The 21,117-nt window shown below is 59.1% G+C and carries 18 protein-coding genes and 1 tRNA gene; 9 read left to right on the forward strand and 10 right to left on the reverse strand.

From position 1 onward, the window contains the following. Positions 1-5 precede the first annotated feature (5 nt). Positions 6-893, reverse strand: coding sequence for a UTP--glucose-1-phosphate uridylyltransferase GalU (gene galU, locus AC1D35_RS04195; RefSeq protein WP_113310313.1), 888 nt, complete (start codon positions 891-893; stop codon positions 6-8). 204 nt (positions 894-1,097) lie between these two features. Between galU and AC1D35_RS04200 the strand changes: the two genes are divergently transcribed. Beyond that, positions 1,098-2,321, forward strand: coding sequence for a lytic murein transglycosylase (locus tag AC1D35_RS04200; RefSeq protein WP_113310314.1), 1,224 nt, complete (start codon positions 1,098-1,100; stop codon positions 2,319-2,321). A gap of 90 nt (positions 2,322-2,411) precedes the next feature. Further along, entirely contained in the window at positions 2,412-3,623 is a 1,212-nt protein-coding gene (locus AC1D35_RS04205; RefSeq protein WP_113310403.1) for a DUF459 domain-containing protein, read from the forward strand. Positions 3,624-3,672: 49 nt separating this feature from the next. Here the strand turns inward: AC1D35_RS04205 and AC1D35_RS04210 are convergent, their stop codons facing one another. The 4 genes from AC1D35_RS04210 to gltB form a co-directional block, all read right to left on the reverse strand. Further along, positions 3,673-4,314, reverse strand: coding sequence for a hypothetical protein (locus AC1D35_RS04210; RefSeq protein ID WP_113310404.1), 642 nt, complete (start codon positions 4,312-4,314; stop codon positions 3,673-3,675). A 65-nt stretch (positions 4,315-4,379) separates the two neighbouring features. Next, entirely contained in the window at positions 4,380-4,511 is a 132-nt protein-coding gene (locus AC1D35_RS04215) for a hypothetical protein (RefSeq protein WP_477851754.1), read from the reverse strand. Between the two features lie 57 nt (positions 4,512-4,568). Beyond that, positions 4,569-6,023 carry a glutamate synthase subunit beta gene (locus tag AC1D35_RS04220; protein ID WP_113296132.1) on the reverse strand — a complete coding sequence of 485 codons (1,455 nt, stop codon included), beginning with the start codon at positions 6,021-6,023 and terminating at the stop codon, positions 4,569-4,571. A gap of 225 nt (positions 6,024-6,248) precedes the next feature. Beyond that, positions 6,249-10,973, reverse strand: a complete 4,725-nt coding sequence (gltB, locus tag AC1D35_RS04225) for a glutamate synthase large subunit (protein ID WP_113310315.1) — start codon at positions 10,971-10,973, stop codon at positions 6,249-6,251. A 545-nt stretch (positions 10,974-11,518) separates the two neighbouring features. Here gltB and AC1D35_RS04230 point away from each other — a divergent pair. Further along, a complete protein-coding gene (locus AC1D35_RS04230) occupies positions 11,519-12,571 on the forward strand; it encodes a threonine aldolase family protein (protein ID WP_477938238.1) in 1,053 nt (350 codons plus the stop codon). 144 nt (positions 12,572-12,715) lie between these two features. On the opposite strand, the gene AC1D35_RS04235 is transcribed toward AC1D35_RS04230, so the two are convergent. Further along, entirely contained in the window at positions 12,716-13,570 is an 855-nt protein-coding gene (locus AC1D35_RS04235) for a LysR family transcriptional regulator (protein ID WP_113310317.1), read from the reverse strand. 51 nt (positions 13,571-13,621) lie between these two features. Between AC1D35_RS04235 and AC1D35_RS04240 the strand changes: the two genes are divergently transcribed. Beyond that, on the forward strand, positions 13,622-14,668 hold the full coding sequence (locus AC1D35_RS04240) for a bile acid:sodium symporter family protein (RefSeq protein WP_113310318.1): 1,047 nt from the start codon (positions 13,622-13,624) through the stop codon (positions 14,666-14,668). A 90-nt stretch (positions 14,669-14,758) separates the two neighbouring features. On the opposite strand, the gene AC1D35_RS04245 is transcribed toward AC1D35_RS04240, so the two are convergent. Both AC1D35_RS04245 and AC1D35_RS04250 read right to left on the reverse strand, forming a co-directional pair. Then, positions 14,759-15,229: an Hsp20 family protein gene (locus AC1D35_RS04245; RefSeq protein ID WP_113310319.1), complete on the reverse strand. Its 471-nt coding sequence runs from the start codon at positions 15,227-15,229 to the stop codon at positions 14,759-14,761. A gap of 324 nt (positions 15,230-15,553) precedes the next feature. Then, on the reverse strand, positions 15,554-16,078 hold the full coding sequence (locus AC1D35_RS04250) for a hypothetical protein (RefSeq protein WP_113296056.1): 525 nt from the start codon (positions 16,076-16,078) through the stop codon (positions 15,554-15,556). A 237-nt stretch (positions 16,079-16,315) separates the two neighbouring features. Between AC1D35_RS04250 and AC1D35_RS04255 the strand changes: the two genes are divergently transcribed. Next, complete coding sequence (locus tag AC1D35_RS04255) at positions 16,316-17,287, forward strand: alpha/beta hydrolase (protein WP_113310320.1); 972 nt, start codon at positions 16,316-16,318, stop codon at positions 17,285-17,287. A gap of 60 nt (positions 17,288-17,347) precedes the next feature. On the opposite strand, the gene hisN is transcribed toward AC1D35_RS04255, so the two are convergent. After that, positions 17,348-18,121 carry a histidinol-phosphatase gene (gene hisN / locus AC1D35_RS04260; RefSeq protein ID WP_113310405.1) on the reverse strand — a complete coding sequence of 258 codons (774 nt, stop codon included), beginning with the start codon at positions 18,119-18,121 and terminating at the stop codon, positions 17,348-17,350. 250 nt (positions 18,122-18,371) lie between these two features. After that, on the reverse strand, positions 18,372-19,256 hold the full coding sequence (locus AC1D35_RS04265) for an N-formylglutamate amidohydrolase (protein WP_113310321.1): 885 nt from the start codon (positions 19,254-19,256) through the stop codon (positions 18,372-18,374). A 189-nt stretch (positions 19,257-19,445) separates the two neighbouring features. Here AC1D35_RS04265 and cpdR1 point away from each other — a divergent pair, with 189 nt between their 5' ends. The 4 genes from cpdR1 to AC1D35_RS04285 all read left to right on the forward strand — a co-directional run bounded on the left by cpdR1 (position 19,446) and on the right by AC1D35_RS04285 (position 21,108). Next, positions 19,446-19,808, forward strand: a complete 363-nt coding sequence (cpdR1, locus tag AC1D35_RS04270) for a response regulator CpdR1 (RefSeq protein WP_003542883.1) — start codon at positions 19,446-19,448, stop codon at positions 19,806-19,808. Between the two features lie 84 nt (positions 19,809-19,892). Next, a tRNA-Val gene (locus AC1D35_RS04275) sits at positions 19,893-19,967 on the forward strand. Between the two features lie 196 nt (positions 19,968-20,163). After that, positions 20,164-20,508 carry a Rap1a family protein gene (locus AC1D35_RS04280; RefSeq protein ID WP_162747040.1) on the forward strand — a complete coding sequence of 115 codons (345 nt, stop codon included), beginning with the start codon at positions 20,164-20,166 and terminating at the stop codon, positions 20,506-20,508. Positions 20,509-20,619: 111 nt separating this feature from the next. Beyond that, positions 20,620-21,108 carry a hypothetical protein gene (locus tag AC1D35_RS04285; RefSeq protein WP_113310322.1) on the forward strand — a complete coding sequence of 163 codons (489 nt, stop codon included), beginning with the start codon at positions 20,620-20,622 and terminating at the stop codon, positions 21,106-21,108. The last annotated feature ends 9 nt before the right edge of the window (positions 21,109-21,117 follow it).

Raw genomic sequence — 21,117 nt, forward strand, 5'->3', positions numbered from 1 at the left:
GAGACTTACTTCAGGCCCGCGAGCAGTTCCCTGAAGCCGCCTTCGACGCTCGGACGGATATCCGCACGCTCGAGAGCAAAGGCAACGTTGGCGAGGATGAAGCCATCCTTGGCGCCGCAGTCGTAAGTCGCACCCTTGAAGTGGTAGCCTGCGAAATCCTGTTCCTTCAGCAGCTTCAGCATGCCGTCGGTGAGCTGGATTTCGTTGCCCGCGCCGCGTTCCTGAGTTTCCAGGATCTTGAAGACTTCCGGCTGCAGGATATAGCGGCCGTTGATGAAGAAGTTGGAAGGAGCCGTGCCCTTGGCCGGCTTTTCAACCATGCCAGTGATGCGGAAGCCCTCGCCGATCGCGTCGCCGACGCCGACAATGCCGTATTTGTGGGCCTGATCGGGAGCACATTCCTCGACAGCGATAATGTTGCCGCCGCTGTGCTCGTAGAGATCTATCATGCCCTTCATGCAGCCCTTTTCACCCTTCATGATCATGTCGGGCAGAAGCAGCGCGAAAGGTTCGTCGCCGACGATCTCGCGGGCGCACCACACGGCGTGGCCGAGGCCGAGCGGCTCCTGCTGACGGGTAAAGCTCACCGTGCCTGCCTTGGGAAGCTGCTGCTGCAACAGGGTGATTTCCGCCTTCTTGGCGCGCTCCTTGAGCGTCTGCTCAAGTTCGAAATGAATATCGAAGTAGTCTTCGATGACATGCTTGTTACGACCGGTAACAAAAACCAGATGTTCAATGCCCGCTTCAAGTGCTTCGTCGACAACGTACTGAATGATTGGCTTATCAACGACAGTCAGCATTTCCTTCGGAACCGCTTTGGTAGCCGGAAGGAACCGCGTTCCCAGTCCCGCGACTGGAAATACTGCCTTACGAACTTTCTTATGCTGAGCCACACCGATCTCCTGTTTTGACTATACCGCTTTTAACTAAACGCTATATCGATTTGAACTAGTATAGAATTGCTACGGTTTTGCAAATGATGACTGTTCCGGCCGCCTATGGTAAAGAATTTGTTGACTCCGTTCCTGTAATTTCGGCGTAGGGCGGACATGACGTACCGCCTTGGCTAAAACTGAAGATGACGGATACGATTGCCGATGACCCAGAAATACGCAAACTCCCTTCGTGGTCTTGCTCTCGCCATCGTTGTTGCAACCGCGGCTGGATTGGCCCCCAATAACGCAAAAGCCGATGCCCGGTTCCAGAAGTGGATCGCGGACTTCTCCCAAACTGCTGCTCAGAGTGGCATCAGTAAGGCAACGTACCAGAAAGCGTTTTCTGGGGTAAGCGAACCAGATCCGACAGTCCTCGAAAAGGCGACCTATCAGCCTGAATTCACATCGAAGATTTGGGACTATGTCGATTCCCGCGTCAACCCCTACACTGTGGAAATCGGCCGCAAGATGGCAGCCAAACACGCCAGGACGCTCGACGCCATCCAGCGCCGCTTCGGCGTCGACAAGTCGATTCTGCTGGCGATCTGGTCGATGGAATCAAATTATGGGGCAGTTCTCGCTAAAGATGAGCGCCTTCACTATGTGCCGCGGGCGCTGGCAACACTTGCCTATGCCGATCCAAAGCGCGGCAAATACGCCAAGAAGCAGTTGATCGCAGCCCTGAAGATCCTGCAGAACGGCGATGTTCCCGCCAAAGAGATGACCGGCTCCTGGGCCGGCGCCATGGGCCATACCCAGTTCATCCCGACAAGCTATCTTCTCTACGCGGTCGATGCGGATGGAAACGGCCATCGCGACATCTGGAATTCCGTGCCCGACGCGCTGGCGACGTCAGCGAATCTTCTGATGAAGAATGGCTGGGATGCCGGCCGAACCTGGGGTTACGAGGTCGCAGTACCGGCATCCGCTGCCCAGCAGGTCGGCAAGACCCGCACGCTCGCGCAGTGGGCGGCACTCGGCCTGAAGCGTCCGAACGGCAAGGCTTTCAAGGATGGTGATACCCGCGCCATGCTGAAGATGCCGGCTGGTGCGAATGGTCCGGGTTTCCTGATGACGGCCAACTTCTTCACCATCAAAAATTACAATGCCTCCGACAGCTATGCACTCGCCGTCGGCCTGCTTGCAGACCAGATTGCCGGCTTTGGCGGCATGCAGCAGCGCTGGCCGCGCCCGGAAGGCGCGCTCGATATTACCGAGAAGTTCGAATTGCAGACGCGCTTGAAGACACTTGGCTATTATAGCGGCGATGTCGACGGCAATTTCGGTTCCGGCTCCAAGGCGGCGATCGCTGCCGTGCAGGAGCGTATCGGCATGCAGGCGGATGGTGAGCCGTCGCTTTCGCTTCTGCACGCGTTGCGACGCTAGAAGCGGCGAAAGTCTGACCTAAATAGTATGGGTGGAGTGGACGGAAAGCCGGTGCCTATGCAAGATGCCCGGCAGATGCGGAACTGCCCCATGACAAGAAAAACTGACCCAACCCGACGGTTTCGCGGGCTTGCGCTTGCCGCGGCCGCGCTTTCTCTTTGCCTTGGCTCGATGGTGCCGGTGCACTATGCCGAGGCACAGGAGACGCGTTACCAGCGCCGCTCCATCCTCGATTTCTTTCTCGGTCGCCGTTACATCGATGATAATCCGCAACCGGAGATGCGTGACCAACCGCGGCGGCGACAGCAACAACGCAAGCGCCCGCCTGCACAAAAGGCTATGACGCCGACCCGCACCATGCCGGTAGCGCCCGCCGAACCCGTGGTTCAGAAGCTGGACGATGCCCAAAAAATCCTGATCGTCGGCGACTTTCTCGCCGGCGGCCTGGGTGACGGCCTCACCGCTGCCTTTGAGGCGTCGCCCGGCGTCGTGGTCGAAGCCCGCAGTAATGTCTCATCCGGCCTCGTGCGCGACGACTATTACAACTGGCCCGGCGAATTGCCGAAGATGATCGACGAGTTGAAGCCGGCAATGGTCGTCATCATGATCGGCGCGAATGACCGTCAACAGATGGTGACCGATGCCGGCAAGGAGAAATTCCGCACCGACGGCTGGTTCAGCGAATATCAGCGCCGTGTGCTCGCCTTCGGCAAGGAGATTACCGGCCGCAAGATTCCGCTGCTCTGGGTCGGACTTCCCGCCTTCGAATCCGATTCGATGACGGCCGATGCCGTGCAGATGAACCAGCTCTACCGCAATCAGGTGGAAAGCATCGGCGGCGAATTCGTCGATATCTGGGATGGCTTCGTGGATGAGAACGGCAAGTTCATCGTCACCGGTTCTGATGTTAACGGCCAGCAGGTACGTCTGCGCACTACCGACGGAATTAACCTGACACAGGCCGGCCGCCGCAAGCTCGCCTTCTACGTGGAAAAACCGGCGCGCCGCATTCTTGGCACCCAGGCAAGCCCCGATCTCGTGCGCCTCGACCCCGGCAACCTGCCGGCGCTGACGCTGCCGACCAATCCCGTCGAACACACGCAGCCGATCAGTCTGTCCGACCCGAACCTCGATGGCGGAGCAGAGCTGCTCGGTGCCGGCAAGACGCCGCCGGTGACACTGACGAAATCGCCGCGTGATCTTTTGGTCGAACAGGGAGAAATGGCGCCTGCGCCCGCAGGCCGTATCGACGACTATCGCATGCCGACGCTGAAGACGACGGCGGAAGTTTCCGTGAAATGAGAAGGGGCCGCTATAGCGTGTGGTGCGGCCCTCGCTCGATGGTCCGGATTTATTTGGCTGTCGCCTGCGGCCAGGTCAGATAGTAGAAGTCGGAGCCGATCTGGCCGAAATAGGCATTGCTGTTGTCGACCTTATCTACATAGTGACCGGCCTGCTTGACGAACGAAGCGTCGTCGCCCCGCTTCAGATGCGCATTGAGGAAGTCGTTCCAGCCACTGGCCTCGATATTGGTGCCGGTCTTGTTGTTCGTATTCGCTTCATCCGGACTTTCGACATTCCAGGCGGTTATGGAAACGCCCTGCGTCGGATCAACGATCGTCAGCGTGCCGTTCTCGAGAGCAGCCAGCATGTCATGCGCCGAGCCATCAGTGCCTTCCTGTTCGACCGCCTCCTCCAGCTGCTGCTTGAGCATCGCCATGAAGGAGGAACTCGTCACATCGGGATTTTCGCTGGCTGTGTCGGTTGTCTCGACCGGCTGGTCATTCTGCGCCGAAAGCGTGTCGAGCAGGCTTGCGAGCGCATTGTTGGAGAGGAGCGACGACGTATCCGGGTCCAAGCCGTAGCTGCTGAGGATAGTTGAGGCACTGGAGGGATCGGTAGCACTCTGACTGCTGTCGTCATCGGAATCCCGAAGATTCTTCAGGGCATATTGGGCTGAGACCAGCCGCGTACTGTCGATTGCGGAAACCATGGTTTGTCCTTTGTAATGGTCCGCGGCAACCATGTCCCTTGCGCCACGGCCAACAGTGAAACGCCTCACGACTGAACGGGCGGGGCAAGTCCGGCAGTCGCCGCAGACCGGTGCGGGCCTGCAAGCATCAGGAAGCTGCAGTTCGGGAATTGCACGAAGCTTGCCTGAAGCCCCGCCGCGTCAAGCGGTCGCACCACGAAAAACTCCGCCGGGATGCGGCGGAGTTTCTTAATCGATTAACTGTTCGAAGTGGATCAGCGCGGCAGAACCGTCGAGCCCATCAATGCTTCGTCGATGGCGCGGGCTGCCTGGCGGCCTTCACGGATTGCCCAGACCACCAGCGACTGACCGCGGCGCACATCGCCTGCCGTCCAGAACTTGTCGACAGAGGTCTTGTAATCGCGATCATTGGCGACAACGTTTGTCGAACCGCGCTTGTCGGTATTGAGCGTCAGCTTGCCGTCGAGTTCCTTCAGCACGCTATCGTTGAACGGGCCGCTGAAACCGATGGCGATGAAAGCCAGATCTGCCTTGATGATGAAGTCCGTTCCCGGAACCGGACGACGACGTTCATCGACCTCGCAGCACTTCACGCCCGTCAGCACGCCGTCTTCGCCGACGAATTCGAGCGTTGCGACCTGGAATTCCCGGATTGCGCCTTCGGCCTGCGAAGAAGAGGTGCGCATCTTCGTTGCCCAGAACGGCCAGACCGCAAGCTTGTCTTCCTTCTCCGGTGGCTGCGGGCGAATGTCGAGTTGGGTCACCTTGACCGCACCCTGACGAAAGGCCGTGCCGACGCAGTCGGATGCCGTATCGCCGCCGCCGACGACGACGATATGCTTGGCGCCGGCGAGAATAGGATCAGATGGCCAACCGGTGCTGTCGATGTTCTCACGGCCCACGCGCTTGTTCTGTTGCACGAGATAGGGCATCGCGTCATGGACGCCTGCAAGATCGGTGCCGGGAATGCCGGCTTCGCGCGGCGTCTCGGAGCCGCCGCAGTAAAGCACGGCATCATGATCCGCCAGCAACTGCTCGACTTTCACGTCGACGCCGACATTGACGCCGCAATGGAAGGTGACGCCTTCGCCCTTCATCTGCTCGACACGACGATCGATGAAGTTCTTCTCCATCTTGAAGTCCGGAATGCCGTAGCGCAGCAGGCCGCCTGGCTTCGTCTCGCGCTCATAGACATGCACATCATGGCCGGCGCGGCCGAGCTGCTGCGCCGCTGCCATGCCGGCCGGACCGGAACCGATGATCGCGACCTTCTTGCCGGTATGAATCGTCGCCGGCTGAGGACGGATGAAGCCGAGTTCATAGGCCTTGTCGGCGATCGCCTGCTCGACGGTCTTGATCGCGACCGGCGTATCCTCGAGGTTCAGCGTACAGGCCTCCTCGCACGGAGCGGGGCAGACGCGGCCGGTGAATTCCGGGAAGTTGTTGGTCGAATGCAGGTTCTGGATCGCCGCTTCCCAATTGTTGTTGTAGACGAGGTCGTTCCAGTCAGGAATCTGGTTATGCACCGGGCAGCCGGTCGGTCCGTGGCAATAGGGAATGCCACAGTCCATGCAACGGGCTGCCTGTTTCTGCACTTCCGGGTCCGACATCGGGATCGTGAATTCGCGGAAATGCCGGATGCGATCCGATGCGGGCTGATACTTCGCTACCTGCCGGTCGATTTCCAGAAACCCTGTTACCTTACCCATATTTTCGTCCCTTACCCTCATGACCGCCTCGCCCGCGGCCAGTTGTGTGTTCAGCCTCGATCGCGGAGGCAGGTTGTTTGTTTTGACCGTCATTCGAACATATCCCCTGATAGACATCCGCGCGGTTGCGCAAGCTTCAAGCTTGCAGCTGATCGTCGTTGAGTCATTGAGATATTTCAGTCACCCGCCACGCGCTTTTGAGGCGTGGCGGATTGTTCGGTGCAATTACTCGGCAGCGATGCCCATCCGGCTGCGCTCCATTTCCTCAAGTGCGCGGCGGTATTCGACCGGCATGACCTTGCGGAATTTCGGGCGATAGTCGGCCCAATGCTCAAGGATTTCCTTGGCGCGGGTGGAGCCCGTGTAGTGCAGATGGTTGGAGATGAGCTGGTAAAGGCGCTCCTCGTCGTGACGTGTCATGTCACCGGAGACGTCGACACGTCCCTTGTGCATGAGGTCGCCGCCGTGGTGGTGCAGCTTCTCCAGCATATCGTCCTCTTCCGGAACCGGCTCCAGCTCGACCATGGCCATGTTGCAGCGGCTGGCGAAATCGCCGGCTTCGTCAAGGACATAGGCCACACCGCCGGACATGCCGGCCGCAAAGTTGCGACCCGTAGCGCCGAGCACGACGACCACACCGCCCGTCATATATTCGCAGCCATGGTCGCCCACGCCTTCGACGACGGTAATCGCGCCGGAGTTACGAACCGCAAAACGCTCGCCCGCCACACCGCGGAAGTAGCACTCGCCTTCGGTCGCGCCGTAGAGCACGGTATTGCCGACGATGATCGAGTTCTCAGCCACGACCCTCGAATTCTCAGGCGGACGGATGATGATCTTGCCGCCTGACAGACCCTTGCCGACATAGTCGTTGCCGTCGCCGATCAGGTTGAAGGTGATGCCGCGCGCCAGGAAGGCGCCGAAGCTCTGACCTGCCGTGCCCCTGAGCGTGACGTTGATCGTGTCTTCCTTCAGGCCACGATGATTGTAGCGCTTGGCCACCTCGCCTGACAGCATGGCGCCGGCCGAACGGTCGACGTTCTTGATGCCGACCTCGAAAGCGACAGGCGTCTTCGAAGCAAGCGCAGGCTGGGCCTTCTCGATCATCTTGCGGTCGAGAATGTCGTCGATCGGGTGCTTCTGGCGCGTCGTCCAGTAGGTCTCTTCCTTCGGTGCGTCGACCTTGTGGAAGATCTTGGTGAAGTCGAGGCCCTTAGCCTTCCAATGCGCCAGCATCTCATCCTTCTCGAGCAATTCGGCAGCGCCGATAATGTCATCGAGCTTGGTGAAGCCGAGGGAGGCCAGAATTTCGCGCACTTCGTTGGCGACGAAGAAGAAGTAGTTGATGACGTGCTCAGGCGTACCCTTGAAGCGCTTGCGCAGGACGGGATCCTGCGTCGCCACACCGACAGGACAGGTGTTGAGGTGGCATTTGCGCATCATGATGCAGCCCGCGGCAATCAGCGGAGCCGTTGCAAAACCGAACTCGTCGGCACCGAGCAACGCGCCGATGATGACGTCGCGGCCGGTCTTCAGACCACCATCGACCTGCAGGGCGATGCGCGAACGCAGGCCGTTCAGCACCAGCGTCTGCTGGGTTTCCGCAAGACCTATTTCCCAAGGGCTGCCGGCATGTTTCAGCGAGGTAAGCGGCGAAGCGCCCGTACCGCCGTCGAAGCCGGATACCGTGATATGGTCTGCGCGCGCCTTGGCAACGCCAGCGGCAACCGTGCCGACGCCGACTTCCGAGACGAGCTTGACCGAGACATCCGAGGTCGGGTTGACGTTTTTCAGGTCGTAGATCAGCTGCGCCAGATCTTCGATCGAGTAGATGTCATGGTGCGGCGGCGGCGAAATCAGGCCGACGCCCGGCGTCGAGTGACGGGTCTTGGCAACGACCGCGTCTACCTTGTGGCCCGGCAACTGGCCGCCTTCGCCGGGCTTGGCGCCCTGCGCAACCTTGATCTGCAGCATGTCGGCATTGACGAGATATTCGGTCGTCACGCCGAAGCGGCCGGAGGCGATCTGCTTGATCGCCGAACGCTCTGGATTCGCCGAACCATCAGGCAAAGGCATGTAGCGGTCGCTTTCTTCACCGCCCTCGCCGGTGTTCGACTTGCCGCCGATCCGGTTCATGGCGATAGCCAGCGTCGTATGCGCCTCGCGGCTGATCGAGCCGAAGGACATGGCGCCGGTTGAGAAGCGCTTGACGATGTCGATCGCGGGCTCGACGCTATCGAGCGATATCGGCTTGCGACCCAGCGCCTCGGCGCTCTTGATCTTGAAGAGACCGCGGATCGTGTTCATACGCAGGGCCGAGTCATTCACCATATCGGCGAATTCGCGGTAACGGTCCTCGGCATTGCCGCGCACCGCATGCTGCAGGGCAGCGACGGCATCCGGCGTCCATGCGTGGCTTTCGCCCCGCATGCGGTAGGCATATTCGCCGCCAATATCGAGCGTGCTGGCCAGGAGCGGGTCACGTCCGAAGGCTGAATTATGGCGAGCCACGGTCTCGCGGGCGATCTCTTCGAGGTTCACGCCTTCGATGGTCGTTGCCGTGCCGAAGAAGTACTTGTCGACGAATTCCGACTGCAGGCCGATAGCATCGAAAATCTGCGCGCCGCAATAGGATTGGTAGGTCGAAATGCCCATCTTGGACATGACCTTGAGGATACCCTTACCGACCGCCTTGATATAGCGGTAGACGACTTCACTGGCGTCCACTTCCTTCGGGAATTCACCCTTGGCATGCATGTCGAGCAGCGTGTCGAAAGCGAGGTAGGGGTTGATCGCTTCCGCGCCGTAACCTGCCAACAGGCAGAAATGATGCACTTCGCGGGGCTCGCCGGTTTCGACGACAAGGCCGACTGAGGTACGCAGTCCCTTGCGGATCAGGTGATGATGCACGGCAGCGGTCGCCAGCAGCGCCGGGATGGCGATACGGTCCGGGCCGACCTGGCGGTCGGACAGCACGATGATGTTGTAGCCACCCTTGACCGCCGCTTCCGCGCGTTCGCAGAGGCGATCAAGCATTTCCGGCATTCCTTCAGCGCCGCGCTCCACATCATAGGTGAAGTCCAGTGTCTTGGTGTCGAAGCGGTCTTCCGTGTGGCCGATCGAGCGGATCTTTTCGAGATCGCCATTGGTCAGGATCGGCTGGCGCACCTCGAGGCGCTTGGCGTTCGCCATACCCTCGTGGTCGAGAATGTTCGGACGCGGCCCGATGAAGGAGACGAGGCTCATGACGAGCTCTTCGCGGATCGGGTCGATCGGCGGGTTCGTCACCTGCGCAAAGTTCTGCTTGAAGTAGGTGTAGAGCAGCTTCGACTTCTCGGACATGGCCGAAATCGGCGTATCAGTGCCCATCGAGCCGATCGCTTCCTGACCCGTCGTCGCCATCGGCGACATCAGGATCCTGGTATCCTCGGTCGTGTAGCCGAAGGCCTGCTGGCGGTCGAGCAACGAGACGTCGCGGCGCAGCGCGCGCGGCTCGACCGGCTTCAGGTCTTCGAGGATGAGCTGTGTACGGTTGAGCCAGCTGCGATAGGGATGCGCGTTTGCAAGCTGCGCCTTCACCTCGTCGTCGGAGATGATGCGGCCTTCTTCCATGTCGATCAGTAGCATCTTGCCCGGCTGCAGGCGCCACTTCTGGATGATGCTCTCTTCCGGAACCGGCAGCGTGCCGGCTTCAGAGGCGAGAATAACCCGGTCGTCATCGGTGACGAGATAGCGGGCCGGACGCAGGCCGTTGCGGTCGAGCGTCGCGCCGATCTGCTTGCCATCGGTGAAGGCAACGGCAGCCGGTCCATCCCACGGCTCCATGAGGGCGGCATGGTATTCGTAGAATGCCTTGCGCTCGGGCGACATGGACTGGTTGCCGGCCCAGGCCTCCGGGATGAGCATCATCACGGCATGGGACAACGAGTAGCCGCCGCGCAAAAGGAATTCGAGCGCGTTGTCGAAGCAGGCCGTGTCCGACTGGCCTTCATAAGAAATCGGCCAAAGCTTGGAGATGTCCTCGCCGAAGAGCGGAGAGGAGACAGAGGCCTGGCGTGCTGCCATCCAGTTGACGTTACCGCGCAGCGTGTTGATCTCGCCGTTATGTGCGACCATGCGGTACGGATGTGCGAGCTTCCAGGACGGGAAGGTGTTGGTCGAGAAACGCTGATGCACGAGGGCGACGGCGCTTTCGAAGCGCGGGTCCGACAGGTCCTTATAATAGGCGCCGACCTGGTAGGCCAGGAACATGCCCTTGTAGACAACGGTCGTGCTCGACAGCGACACCGGATAGAAGTTGCTCTCCTCGCCGTCGAACTCATCATAGATACGGTTGGAGATCACCTTGCGCAGGGTGAAGAGCCTGCGCTCGAACTCGTCGTTCGTCGCAGCATCCTTGCCCGCACCGATAAAGACTTGAACGTGATGCGGTTCAGTCGCGGCAATCGCCGGCGCCTTGGAGAGCGAGGAATTATCGACCGGTACGTCGCGGAAACCGATGAAGACCTGGCCTTCCTCGGTAATGACGTCCTTGATCACCTTCTTGAAATGCTCGATCTGCTTTTCATCGCGCGGCAGGAAGATATGGCCGACGCCATACTCGCCGGCCTTCGGCAGGGTGATGCCCTGCTGAGCCATTTCCTCGCGGAAAAAGCGGTCGGGAATCTGCACGAGAATGCCCGCGCCGTCGCCCATCAGCGGATCGGCGCCGACGGCACCGCGGTGCGTCAGGTTTTCGAGGATGAAGAGACCGTCCTTGATAATCTGGTGCGACTTCTGACCCTTCATATGCGCGACGAAGCCGACGCCRCAGGCGTCATGCTCATTGCGCGGATCGTAAAGCCCCTGTTTTTTCGGCAGGCCGGAGGCGGATTTACGCGTATTGGCCGTTGCGCGCACGTCTGCTGCTGCGAACTGGTCAATACCCGTGGATGGCGTCATCTTCGTCATCGTTTTTCCTCCTGTCGAAGCCCGCGGGGCTGCGGGCGGCTTTTTGTCGCGCTCCGCACCCTGAAGATAGGTCCGGCGCGTGACAGCGCTGTTGCATTGTGAAGATCCGATCGCAGACAACTGCTTCTCAAGGAAAGCAAACCGTCGCGTTCCGCGCCTGCCATTCGCCTCCGCGCGCCGCCATGTGAAGGCTTTGGCGCTCGAAAGAACTATAGCGTGAAAGCCGCTCTGTGCCAGGGCTTTCGGCGCCTCTTCGGCCGGGAAGGCCAAAATAGGACAGCAACCCTGTCCTAGTTCATCAGCTCAATGCCAGAAACAGTTCCTCTTCGCAAGAGTGTCCTCTTAAAAAAACGTCAATTTACGACGGAAGATTGCCAAATCAGCGAAAAGCGCGACATAAAATTACACAACACTGCATTATTTTGTTTATTGATTGCGCAGTTCAATTTCTGTGATGCATCCCGACTTCCGCCCTTGATCCTGTTAAGCTTTGGCGTAATGTCCCCGTCCGAACCTCCTGCCCCATCTTTCCAATGGTTTCTCCCATGTTTTTTGCTTCCGATAACTGGGCTGGCGCCCATAAATCCATTGCCGAGCGCCTGTTGGCTGAATCCCCCGGATACGCTGCCGCCTATGGCAATAGCGACCTCGACAAAAAGGTGGAAGCTCGCTTCTCTGAAATCTTCGAGCGTGAGGTCTCGGTCTTCTTCGTGGCGACAGGCACAGCCGCCAACTCGCTCTCGCTCGCGAGCGTACAGCGCCCCGGCGGCATCACTTTCTGCCATCAGGAAGCCCATGCGATCCAGGACGAATGCGGCGCCCCCGAGTTCTTCTCCGGTTCTTCTCGGCTGATGCCGGTCGCCGGCGATTTCGGCAAGATCGACCCGGCCGCACTCTCCGCAAAGATTGCCGCCTTCCCCGAGGATGCCGTCCATCACGGCCGCGCCAGCGCTGTTACCATTACCCAGGCGACCGAAATCGGCACTGTCTACTCGCTGCCGGAAATCGGCGAAATTTCCGCCATCGCCAGGAAGCGCAATCTGCCTCTGCACATGGATGGCGCCCGCTTCGCCAATGCGCTCGTCGCACTGAACGCAACGCCTGCCGAAATGACATGGAAACGTGGCGTCGACATCCTCTCCTTTGGCGGCACCAAGAACGGCTGCTGGTGCGCGGAAGCGATCGTCTTCTTCAATCCGGATCAGGCGAAGCAAATGCCCTTCATCCGCAAGCGCGCCGCCCAGCTCTTCTCCAAGTCGCGCTTCATCTCCGCCCAGTTCGATGCCTATTTCGAAAACGGCCTTTGGCTCGATCTCGCCCGCCACTCCAACGGCATGGCCGACGGTCTGCGCGCCGGTATCGGGGCCAGCAACTCGGCTCGGCTCGTTTGGCCGACCGCTTCAAACGAAGTTTTCGCAGTCATTCAGAAATCAGCAGCAAAGACGGCTGAGGACAAAGGCGCAAAATTCTACGAGTGGCCGATCCCGGCCGGCATGCCGGACCTCGCTTCGGAGAGCGAAACGCTGGTCCGTCTCGTCACCAGCTTTGCAACGACCGAAGCCGATGTCGACGGCTTCCTGAAGTGCCTCTCTGCCTGATTTCGCAACTGCCGGAACGCTTGTCCGAAAGAGCCTGTGTTCCGGCCGCTACTGCGGTCCGCGCCACCAGTGCGTTTTTGTCGTAGAGTTCTGATTTCGAAAAATAAAATCCCGCCCGCTCCGGCGGGATTTGATTGAAGGTGTTCAGGCCGACCGCAAACCCCTGACCTTCTTCAAAATATCATCGGAAAGTGCCGCCACGAGCGCCTGATCGGCCCCCTTTCGCGGTACGAGTACAAATTCCACATCCTCCAGCACCGGCAATCTGCCAGAGGCGATTTCCTTCAATCCCGCGGGCGCCATGCTGCGCGGCTGGACGAGCACTCCCATGCCGGCACGCGCAGCAGCCGTCAGCCCGCTCAAACTCCCGCAGGTGCAAACGATGCGCCAGGCTACGCCGTGACGGCCGAGTGCTTCCAGTGCAATGGCACGCGTGACGCTCGGCGGCGGGAAAGCGATCAAGGGAAGCGGACCGGATGCAAGTACATGCTCCGGATCACGCGCCAACCACACCAGCGGCTCGCGATAGACCAGCCGCCCGTGCACGTCACCAAGCCGCCGCTTGGCAAGTACGAGGTCGATCGCTTCCGCATCCTGCATTTCATAGAGCACGCCCGACAGCGCGACCGTCAATTCCAGATCGACCGAGGGATGTGAACGCACGAAGTCTTCCAGAACCGCCGGCAATTGGCTTGTCACGAAATCCTCGGAGACGCCCAACCGCAGGCGTCCGCGCAGGCTGCCGCTCCTGAACAGCGACTGTACCTGCCCTTCGATCGACAGCATGGCGCGGGCATGCGAAAGCAAGGCCTCGCCATCACCGGTCAGCACGACCTTGTGCGTATCGCGCTCCAGCAGCCGGCGCCCGAGCGAGGTTTCCAGCCTTTGTATGTGCTGACTGACTGTCGATTGTCCGAGCTCCAGCCTTTCGGCGGCAAGCGTGAAGCTGCCCATTTGCTCGACGGTGACGAAACTGCGAAGCTGCGAAAGGTCGAGCATGAGGATGATCCAGATTTGTAATAACTGTTATTCCTTGCATCCTGGATCATAATGAGCGACAAAACAATGACTCATTTATCCAGCGAGACTGTCATGCGCCGCTTTTTGCCCGATACCTTCACGATCCTGCTCGTCTGCACCGTCATACTCGCCTCGATCTTCCCGGCGAGCGGCACGTTCGCCGGCTGGTTTGGCGTGGCGACCGATTTCGCGATCGCGCTGCTGTTCTTCCTGCATGGCGCACGCCTCTCTCGTGATGTCGTCATCGCCGGCCTGCTGCATTGGCGTCTACATTTGATCATCCTGCTGACGACCTTCGGCATCTTCCCGATTCTTGGCCTGGCGATGGGCTTCATTCCGAATTCGATCCTGCCGCAGCCGCTTTATTTCGGCATTCTCTTCCTCTGCGTGCTGCCGTCGACGGTGCAGTCCTCGATCGCCTTCACCTCGATGGCCGGCGGCAACGTGCCGGCGGCGATCTGCTCGGCTTCGGCCTCCAACATCTTCGGCATGTTCCTGACGCCGCTGCTCGTCGGCCTGCTCTTCTCGGTCGGCGGCCATGGCGGCTTTTCCTTCGATGCACTCGAACAGATCCTGCTCCAGCTTCTGGCCCCCTTCGTCGTAGGCCAGATCCTCCAGCCCTGGATCGGCGAATGGATCCGCTCGAAGAAGAAGATTCTCATGCCCGTCGATCGCGGCTCCATCCTGATGGTCGTCTATCTGGCCTTCTCGACGGCGGTTGTCGAAGGACTGTGGCATACCTTCACGATAGCCGACATCGCCGCCGTCATCATCGCCGACATGGTGCTGCTGGCCGTCGTTTTGATCATCACCATGTATGGCAGCCGCTGGCTGGGCTTCAACAAGGCCGATGAAATCACCATCACCTTCTGCGGCTCGAAGAAGAGCCTCGCAAGCGGCGTTCCGATGGCAAACGTCATCTTCGCCGGCCAGTCGATTGGGGCAATCGTGCTGCCGCTGATGCTCTTCCATCAGATCCAGCTGATGGTCTGCGCCGTTATCGCCCAGAAATATGCAGCCGCTGCAGCGCGCCGGGCCACCGAAAAGCAGTTGGAAGAAGCCGCCAGCCCGGCCTGACCCCAGCCAAAGGCCTCCTCCAACAAACACAAAGACAAACAAAAACGGCGCCCTCTCGGGCGCCGTTCGCGTCTGATCCGTTAAATCGGATTAGCTGTTGACGACCTGCGCTTCGATGGCCTTCGGAGTATCGACCGGCTCAGCAGCAATAGCAATCTTGCGGGGCTTCAGAGCCTCCGGGATGCTCCGCAGAAGGTCGATGTGCAGGAGGCCGTTCTTCAGCGAAGCGGCGGTCACTTCGACATGATCGGCAAGCTGGAAGCGGCGCTCGAAGGCGCGCTTTGCGATGCCGCGATACAGGAACTCGCTACCATCGGCATTTTCTTCACGCTTTTCACCCTTCACGATGAGCGCGTGGGCATGCGATTCAATGGAGAGTTCGGTTTCATCAAAGCCGGCAACGGCCATCGTGATGCGATAGGTGTTCTCACCGGTCCGCTCGATATTGTACGGCGGATAACTCGGAACCTGCTCCGGCTGGGAGAGGCTGTCGAGCATGGTAAAGAGACGGTCGAAACCGACAGTGGAACGATAAAGGGGAGAGAAGTCTACGTGACGCATGATGTCCTCCTAGGGAAGCGACGTGTTGCGATATCATGCCCTGAAACCCCACTCTTGGCGGCTTCGGGACGGTTGCGCGGACCCTTCTGGCGTCCGCAAAGTTCAGATGGGGATGGCTTTCTGAGACTTCAAGGCCTTCTTCAAAGCACCCGCATTGCTCCGTGAACCCTGTATGAACGACGGGTTCGGCAAAGGTTCAGGCGCTGAGGTCCAGAGATAAAACATCGGGTGACACTAGCCCGAAGGTTGAAGTGTATCGTCCCTTCTTCTTCAGCCTAAATTCGGCCGGCCAAGGGCTCCCTCAGCTCCGCCGGCCTCTTTTCTTCAGGCATAAAGCTCTGCAAACTGATCCTGCGTCGCATCCAGCCTGTCAGCCGCGGCATCCTGATGACTGAGCATGAGAGCGCTGATGATGCGCGACAACGCGGCTGAATCGCTGCTCGAAAATATCGAAAAAGGACTGCCGCTCTCCTTGCCGCCGCTGTTTGAGGGCGGCACTTCGGCAACGATGGAACCGCCGCCCGGCAGCTTCGTGCTGATCGTGAACCCCGCTGCCGGAAAGGCGTCGCGGTTATCAATGATCATCTGCTCGAGCGCGAGAAACTGGCCATTTTCCGGTGAGATGCCGGAATTCTGCGGCATTGCCATGAGTGCAGCATATTCCCGCGCGAAAGCTGCCTGTGACTTCGGATTGTCGCTGAAAAGCTTCAGGATCGCCAGATGCGCTTCCGGCGGATCGATATCGAGATAATCCGACTGTAGATAGTCGAGAACGGACTCCGGCCGCTCCGGACCGGTTGATTGGCGGACGCCGGAATTGACAGACCCGACGGAAGAAACCGAATTCATGGCCAGCCTCCCGGCGCCCCAATCTTCAGTCATGAACGTGCGGATAACCGGCCTCATGCCGGAACAAATCTTTCGTTCGCACTAACCATAGCGTGTCTCTGCTTTCGCGAAGCTTGCCATATAGAAAGATCTTAATGTATTATAGTTAGCTTATATTAAGCGGCAATTTGGCGGTTGATTTTCCTGGCCCCTGCGGTATCCCCTAGTATATCTCTCACGCGAAGAAACATTCTGCCTATGGAACAGGTTCTTTACTCGACCCCAGACAATCCGACGCCGGAGAACCGCACCGAAGGTTTTTTCGAGACCCACGACGGCCATAGGTTGCGTTACGCCGTCTTCCGGTCGCAGACACCGATCGCCCATGGAACGGTGGTCCTCCTGCACGGGCGCAGCGAATGCATCGAAAAGTATTTCGAGACGATCCGCGATCTCACCGCCAAGGGCCTCTGGGTCGCGACCTTCGACCTGCGCGGCCAGGGCGGCTCGCCCAGGCTGATCAAGAAGCGCAACCATGGCCACATCCGCCGCTTTGCGGATTACGAGCGTGACCTCGATACCTTCCTCGAGAAGGTCGTGCTGCCGGATACGCGCCTGCCCTTCTATCTGCTTGCCCATTCCACCGGCGCGCTGATCGCCCTTTCCGCCGCCCCCTACCTTTCGACACGCATCGAGCGCATGGTGCTTTCGGCACCCTTCCTCGGCCTCAGCGGGCAATCTGCGTCTGAGGGTGTCATCCGGACGATTTCGGCCGCGCTCTGCGCCATCGGCCTCGGCGGCCTGCCGCTCGGAAAAATGAAGGAGCTGCAATTCCCCGATAATCTGCTTACGTCGGACGAAACGCGCTTCGAGCGCAACATTGCCGTGGTGAAGTCACATCCGGAACTTGCGCTGGGAGCGCCGACTGCGCGGTGGATGCATGAGTGCATGAAGGCGATCGATCGGGTGACGGAGCCCTACCATCTCTTTTCGATCACCATCCCCTCTGTCGTCATCGCACCGACACGCGATGGCCTGGTGCCTTATACGGCGCAGGAGCGGCTTTCGCGCTACTTCCGCGCCGGTCAGCTCGTGCCGATCAATGGCGCCCGCCACGAGATATTCCAGGAAAGGGATATGTATCGCACCGCAGCCCTTGCCGCCTTTAACGCCTTCATTCCCGGTAGCGATGCCGAAGCGACCGAGGAAGTGACGGCGATCGGCGTCTGAAGCTGCGATTTTACGCATGTCGTTATCGCAAGACCGCTGCACACTTTTGCGCGACATGCTTTAGCGCTGGAGAATGGCGATCGCCTCCTCGTAGACCGTCCTGCTGCCGGCAGCGATGATCGAGCCGCCGTTTTCCGGCCGCCCGCCATCCCAGGTGGTCATGATGCCGCCGGCGCCCTCGATAACGGGGATGATCCCGCCGACATCATAGGGCTTGAGGTTGTTTTCGATGACGAGATCGACATGGCCTGCCGCCAGCAGTGCGTAGGCGTAACAATCGCAGCCGTACCGGAAGAGCCGAACCTGGCTTTCGATCTCCCGATACTTCTCCATTTCCTCGCCAACGAAGAGATGCGGCGAGGTGGTGAAAAGGATGGCTTTGGACACCGTTCCGCAATCGCGTACCTGCAGCCGGCGCTCGCCTTCGGGCCCGCTATAAGTCGAACCATTCTCGTCGCCGAAATAACGCTCGCCGGTGAAGGGTTGTTCGATCATGCCGGCAACCGCCCGGCCGTTCTTCTGCAGGCCGATCAGCGTTCCCCAGACCGGGACGCCGGAGATGAAGGCGCGCGTGCCGTCGATCGGGTCGATCACCCACACATGTTCTCGGTCAAGGCCGACACTGCCGTGCTCTTCGCCCAAAATACCGTGTTCGGGGAAATGCGCCTCGATCAGCGCGCGAATGGCCGTCTCCGCCGCCCTGTCGCCTTCCGTGACGGGATCAAAACCCGATGACAGCTTGTTGGTCACATCGATGCTGGAGCGAAATCGCGGCAGGGTTTCCGCCTTGGCAGCTTCGGCGAGACGGTTGAAGAACGCACGGTCAGGAAGCATGGAGAAATCCATATAGCTGGCGGGAGATGGCGTTTTTCATAGCGAAAAACCGGTGGAATGCAAATGCAACAGGCAATTTCCGGTTGGCTGCCTAAAGATTTTGCAGCGCAATATATTGCTTGACATTTGTGCAATGCAGCAGTAGTTTCCGACCTACAGTCTTCTGACTGTAAATACCCTCCTTGGGTGTTTCCTCCCTAGACTTAGCCGCGCTGACAAAGCGCGGTTTTTTTTGATCTGAAAGCAGGAGTTACTCGGCTGCAAGCGCCCGGTGGTCGCCAGCGAACTTCTCGACATAGTCAGCCATCTGCTGCATGAAGGATGTAATCGCCGTTACGACGGTGGAAAAATCGGAACGCCTCTCCAATGTCACTTCGTCGACATAGATCGAGCGATTCACTTCGATCTGCAACGCATGAAGCCCGCGTGACGGGCGGCCGTAGTGCTCGGTGATGAAACCGCCGGCATAGGGTTTGTTGCGGATCGCCGCAAAACCCATTTCCTCAAGGATACCAATCGCCGTGCGCGACAGCTCAGCCGAAGCGCTGGTGCCGTAACGGTCGCCGATGATGAAATCGGGCCGCGCATTGCTGCCGGCAACGCGCACATTACCCGGCATGGAATGGCAGTCGATCAGAACACCGAAACCAAACTGCACATGCGTGCGCGCAATCAGCCGCCTCAGCGTCGAGTGATAGGGCTTGTAGACGCTTTCGACACGTTCCAGCCCTTCCTGAACGGGCAGCCGGCGTGCATAAATTTCCATATTCTCGGCCACGATGCGCGGGATGGTGCCGAGTCCACCCGCAACCCTTAGCGAGTTGATATTCGCATAGGGCGGCAGCAACCCGTCGAACATGCGCGGATCGAGTTCATAGGGCTCGCGATTGACGTCGAGATAGGCGCGCGGGAAATTCGCAAGCAACAGCGGCGCGCCGAGATCCACAGCCGCGCCGAACAACTCATCGACATAGTGGTCTTCGGAACGGCGTATCGAGATACCTTCCAGCCGGGACTGCGCGATGAATTCCGGTGGATAAATACGGCCGCTGTGAGGGGAGTTGTAGACGAAGGGAATGGTCTGCGACACGGGCTCATGCACTTCAAAAAGCTCGTATTCGCGTATTTCCGGCACTTTCTGCCCTCTTTACCATGTCATCAAGTGGCTGTGACGACCATGTTGCCAGTTGCCTGCCCTTAAGTCCATACTACATACAGGGGATAGCAGTCGCGGCTAGGGCGATTTCACCGGTTGTTTACCGGGCGAAGTCTAGTGTAGATGGCTGGTATCTCATAAAACATCAGTGATCAGCGGTCCGGATTAATGACTCAGAAGATACTTCTCGCCGAAGACGACAACGACATGCGCCGCTTCCTCGTGAAGGCGCTCGAAAAGGCCGGATACAAGGTCCTTTCCTACGACAACGGCGCTAGCGCTTATGACCGCCTGCGTGAGGAGCCCTTCTCGCTGTTGCTGACCGACATCGTCATGCCGGAAATGGACGGCATCGAGCTGGCACGCCGCGCGACCGAACTCGATCCGGACCTGAAGGTGATGTTCATCACCGGCTTTGCGGCCGTTGCATTGAACCCTGATTCGAAGGCGCCGAAGGATGCGAAGGTCCTTTCCAAGCCTTTCCACCTGCGCGATCTCGTGGACGAGGTCAACAAGATGCTTGCCGCATAAGGCTTCTTGGCGGCTCGTCACAAAACTTCAAAAAAGCCTATTGACGGCTCCGGAGGTTTTGTGATCTATGCGCCGCCATCGGATGGGCGTGTAGCTCAGCGGGAGAGCACTACGTTGACATCGTAGGGGTCACAGGTTCAATCCCTGTCACGCCCACCATCCTAATTTGCTGAAAAGCAAGGCCTTTCGAGAAATCGAGAGGCCTTTTTCATTTTGGCGATTTGCGGCTCGCAAATCATCTCACGCCTGCGCAGCATTGCAATTCAATCACAAAGCAGTCCTGCAGACTTCCCCCGAGGGAAGGCTTGACCAACCGGTTGCAATGTTGTTTCGCTCTCCCTCATTGGGGGTGCGCATGAAAATCACTGTTGGATTGATATTGCTGTTGGTGCTGAGCTCGAGCCCGGCTTCCGCAAAGGAAGATATGAAGTTCCGCACGCTGATGGAAAGCAAGCAGACGAGTGTCGTCGAAATGCTGATCGGCGCAGCTGGACTGACACTCTTATTTGTGAACGACGAACTCAAGGATGCAGGCCAACCGCGGCTATACTGCCCACCGCGGGACCGCGCGATTTCAAACGCCGAATATGTTGCCATTGTGAAGAAATATCTGGAAATGCACCCAGATACCGGCGAGGAAACATTCCAGGTTTATCCCTACGTCCTGCTCACGTCGCTCAAGCGAATGTATCCCTGCTGACAGGAGATAAGAGGTCGCACCGAAACCAAATTCAGACACAGAGCCGTGCCATGCGCGATAATGGACCTGAGGCACTGATTCGCCTCGTCAGGACATGGGGTTCGAATCGAAATGAAATTATCAGCGCTTGGCATCGCCGCCTTCTCCACTCTCGCTTTTGCGGCGGCAGCGCAGGGGGAGGACAATTTTCCGGGCGCGCCGGGCGTCATCGCACTCTCCGGTAAATGTCAGAAGCTCGTCGTCGCCAAATTCGATGCCACGAAGGGCTGCAAGGGAGAGCTTGCAAGCGTTACACTGGTCAACGGCACAGTGACCTTCATCTTCACCTCTGAAGGCAAGCTGCTGGGCTTCCAGGGCGATGGAAAGGGCATCAAGCCTGCATCCAATGGCAACGCCCGCCTGCCCCTCAGCCTCGTCACCACTGGCGTCGGCAACAAGATGACGGGTGAAGTGAAGGTTGCCGGCTTCTGCACCTTCGGCAACCCCTATGCCGGCAAGCCGATAGCCATCGAATGCACGGCGGAAAGCAAGGATTCGGCCTTTACGGGCAGCTTCCGCACCAGTGGCAAGGCGCCGGCACGGAAAAATGGTGGAAAATAAGAGATCGTT

The sequence above is a fragment of the Rhizobium sp. P1_E6 genome, assembly GCF_056405875.1.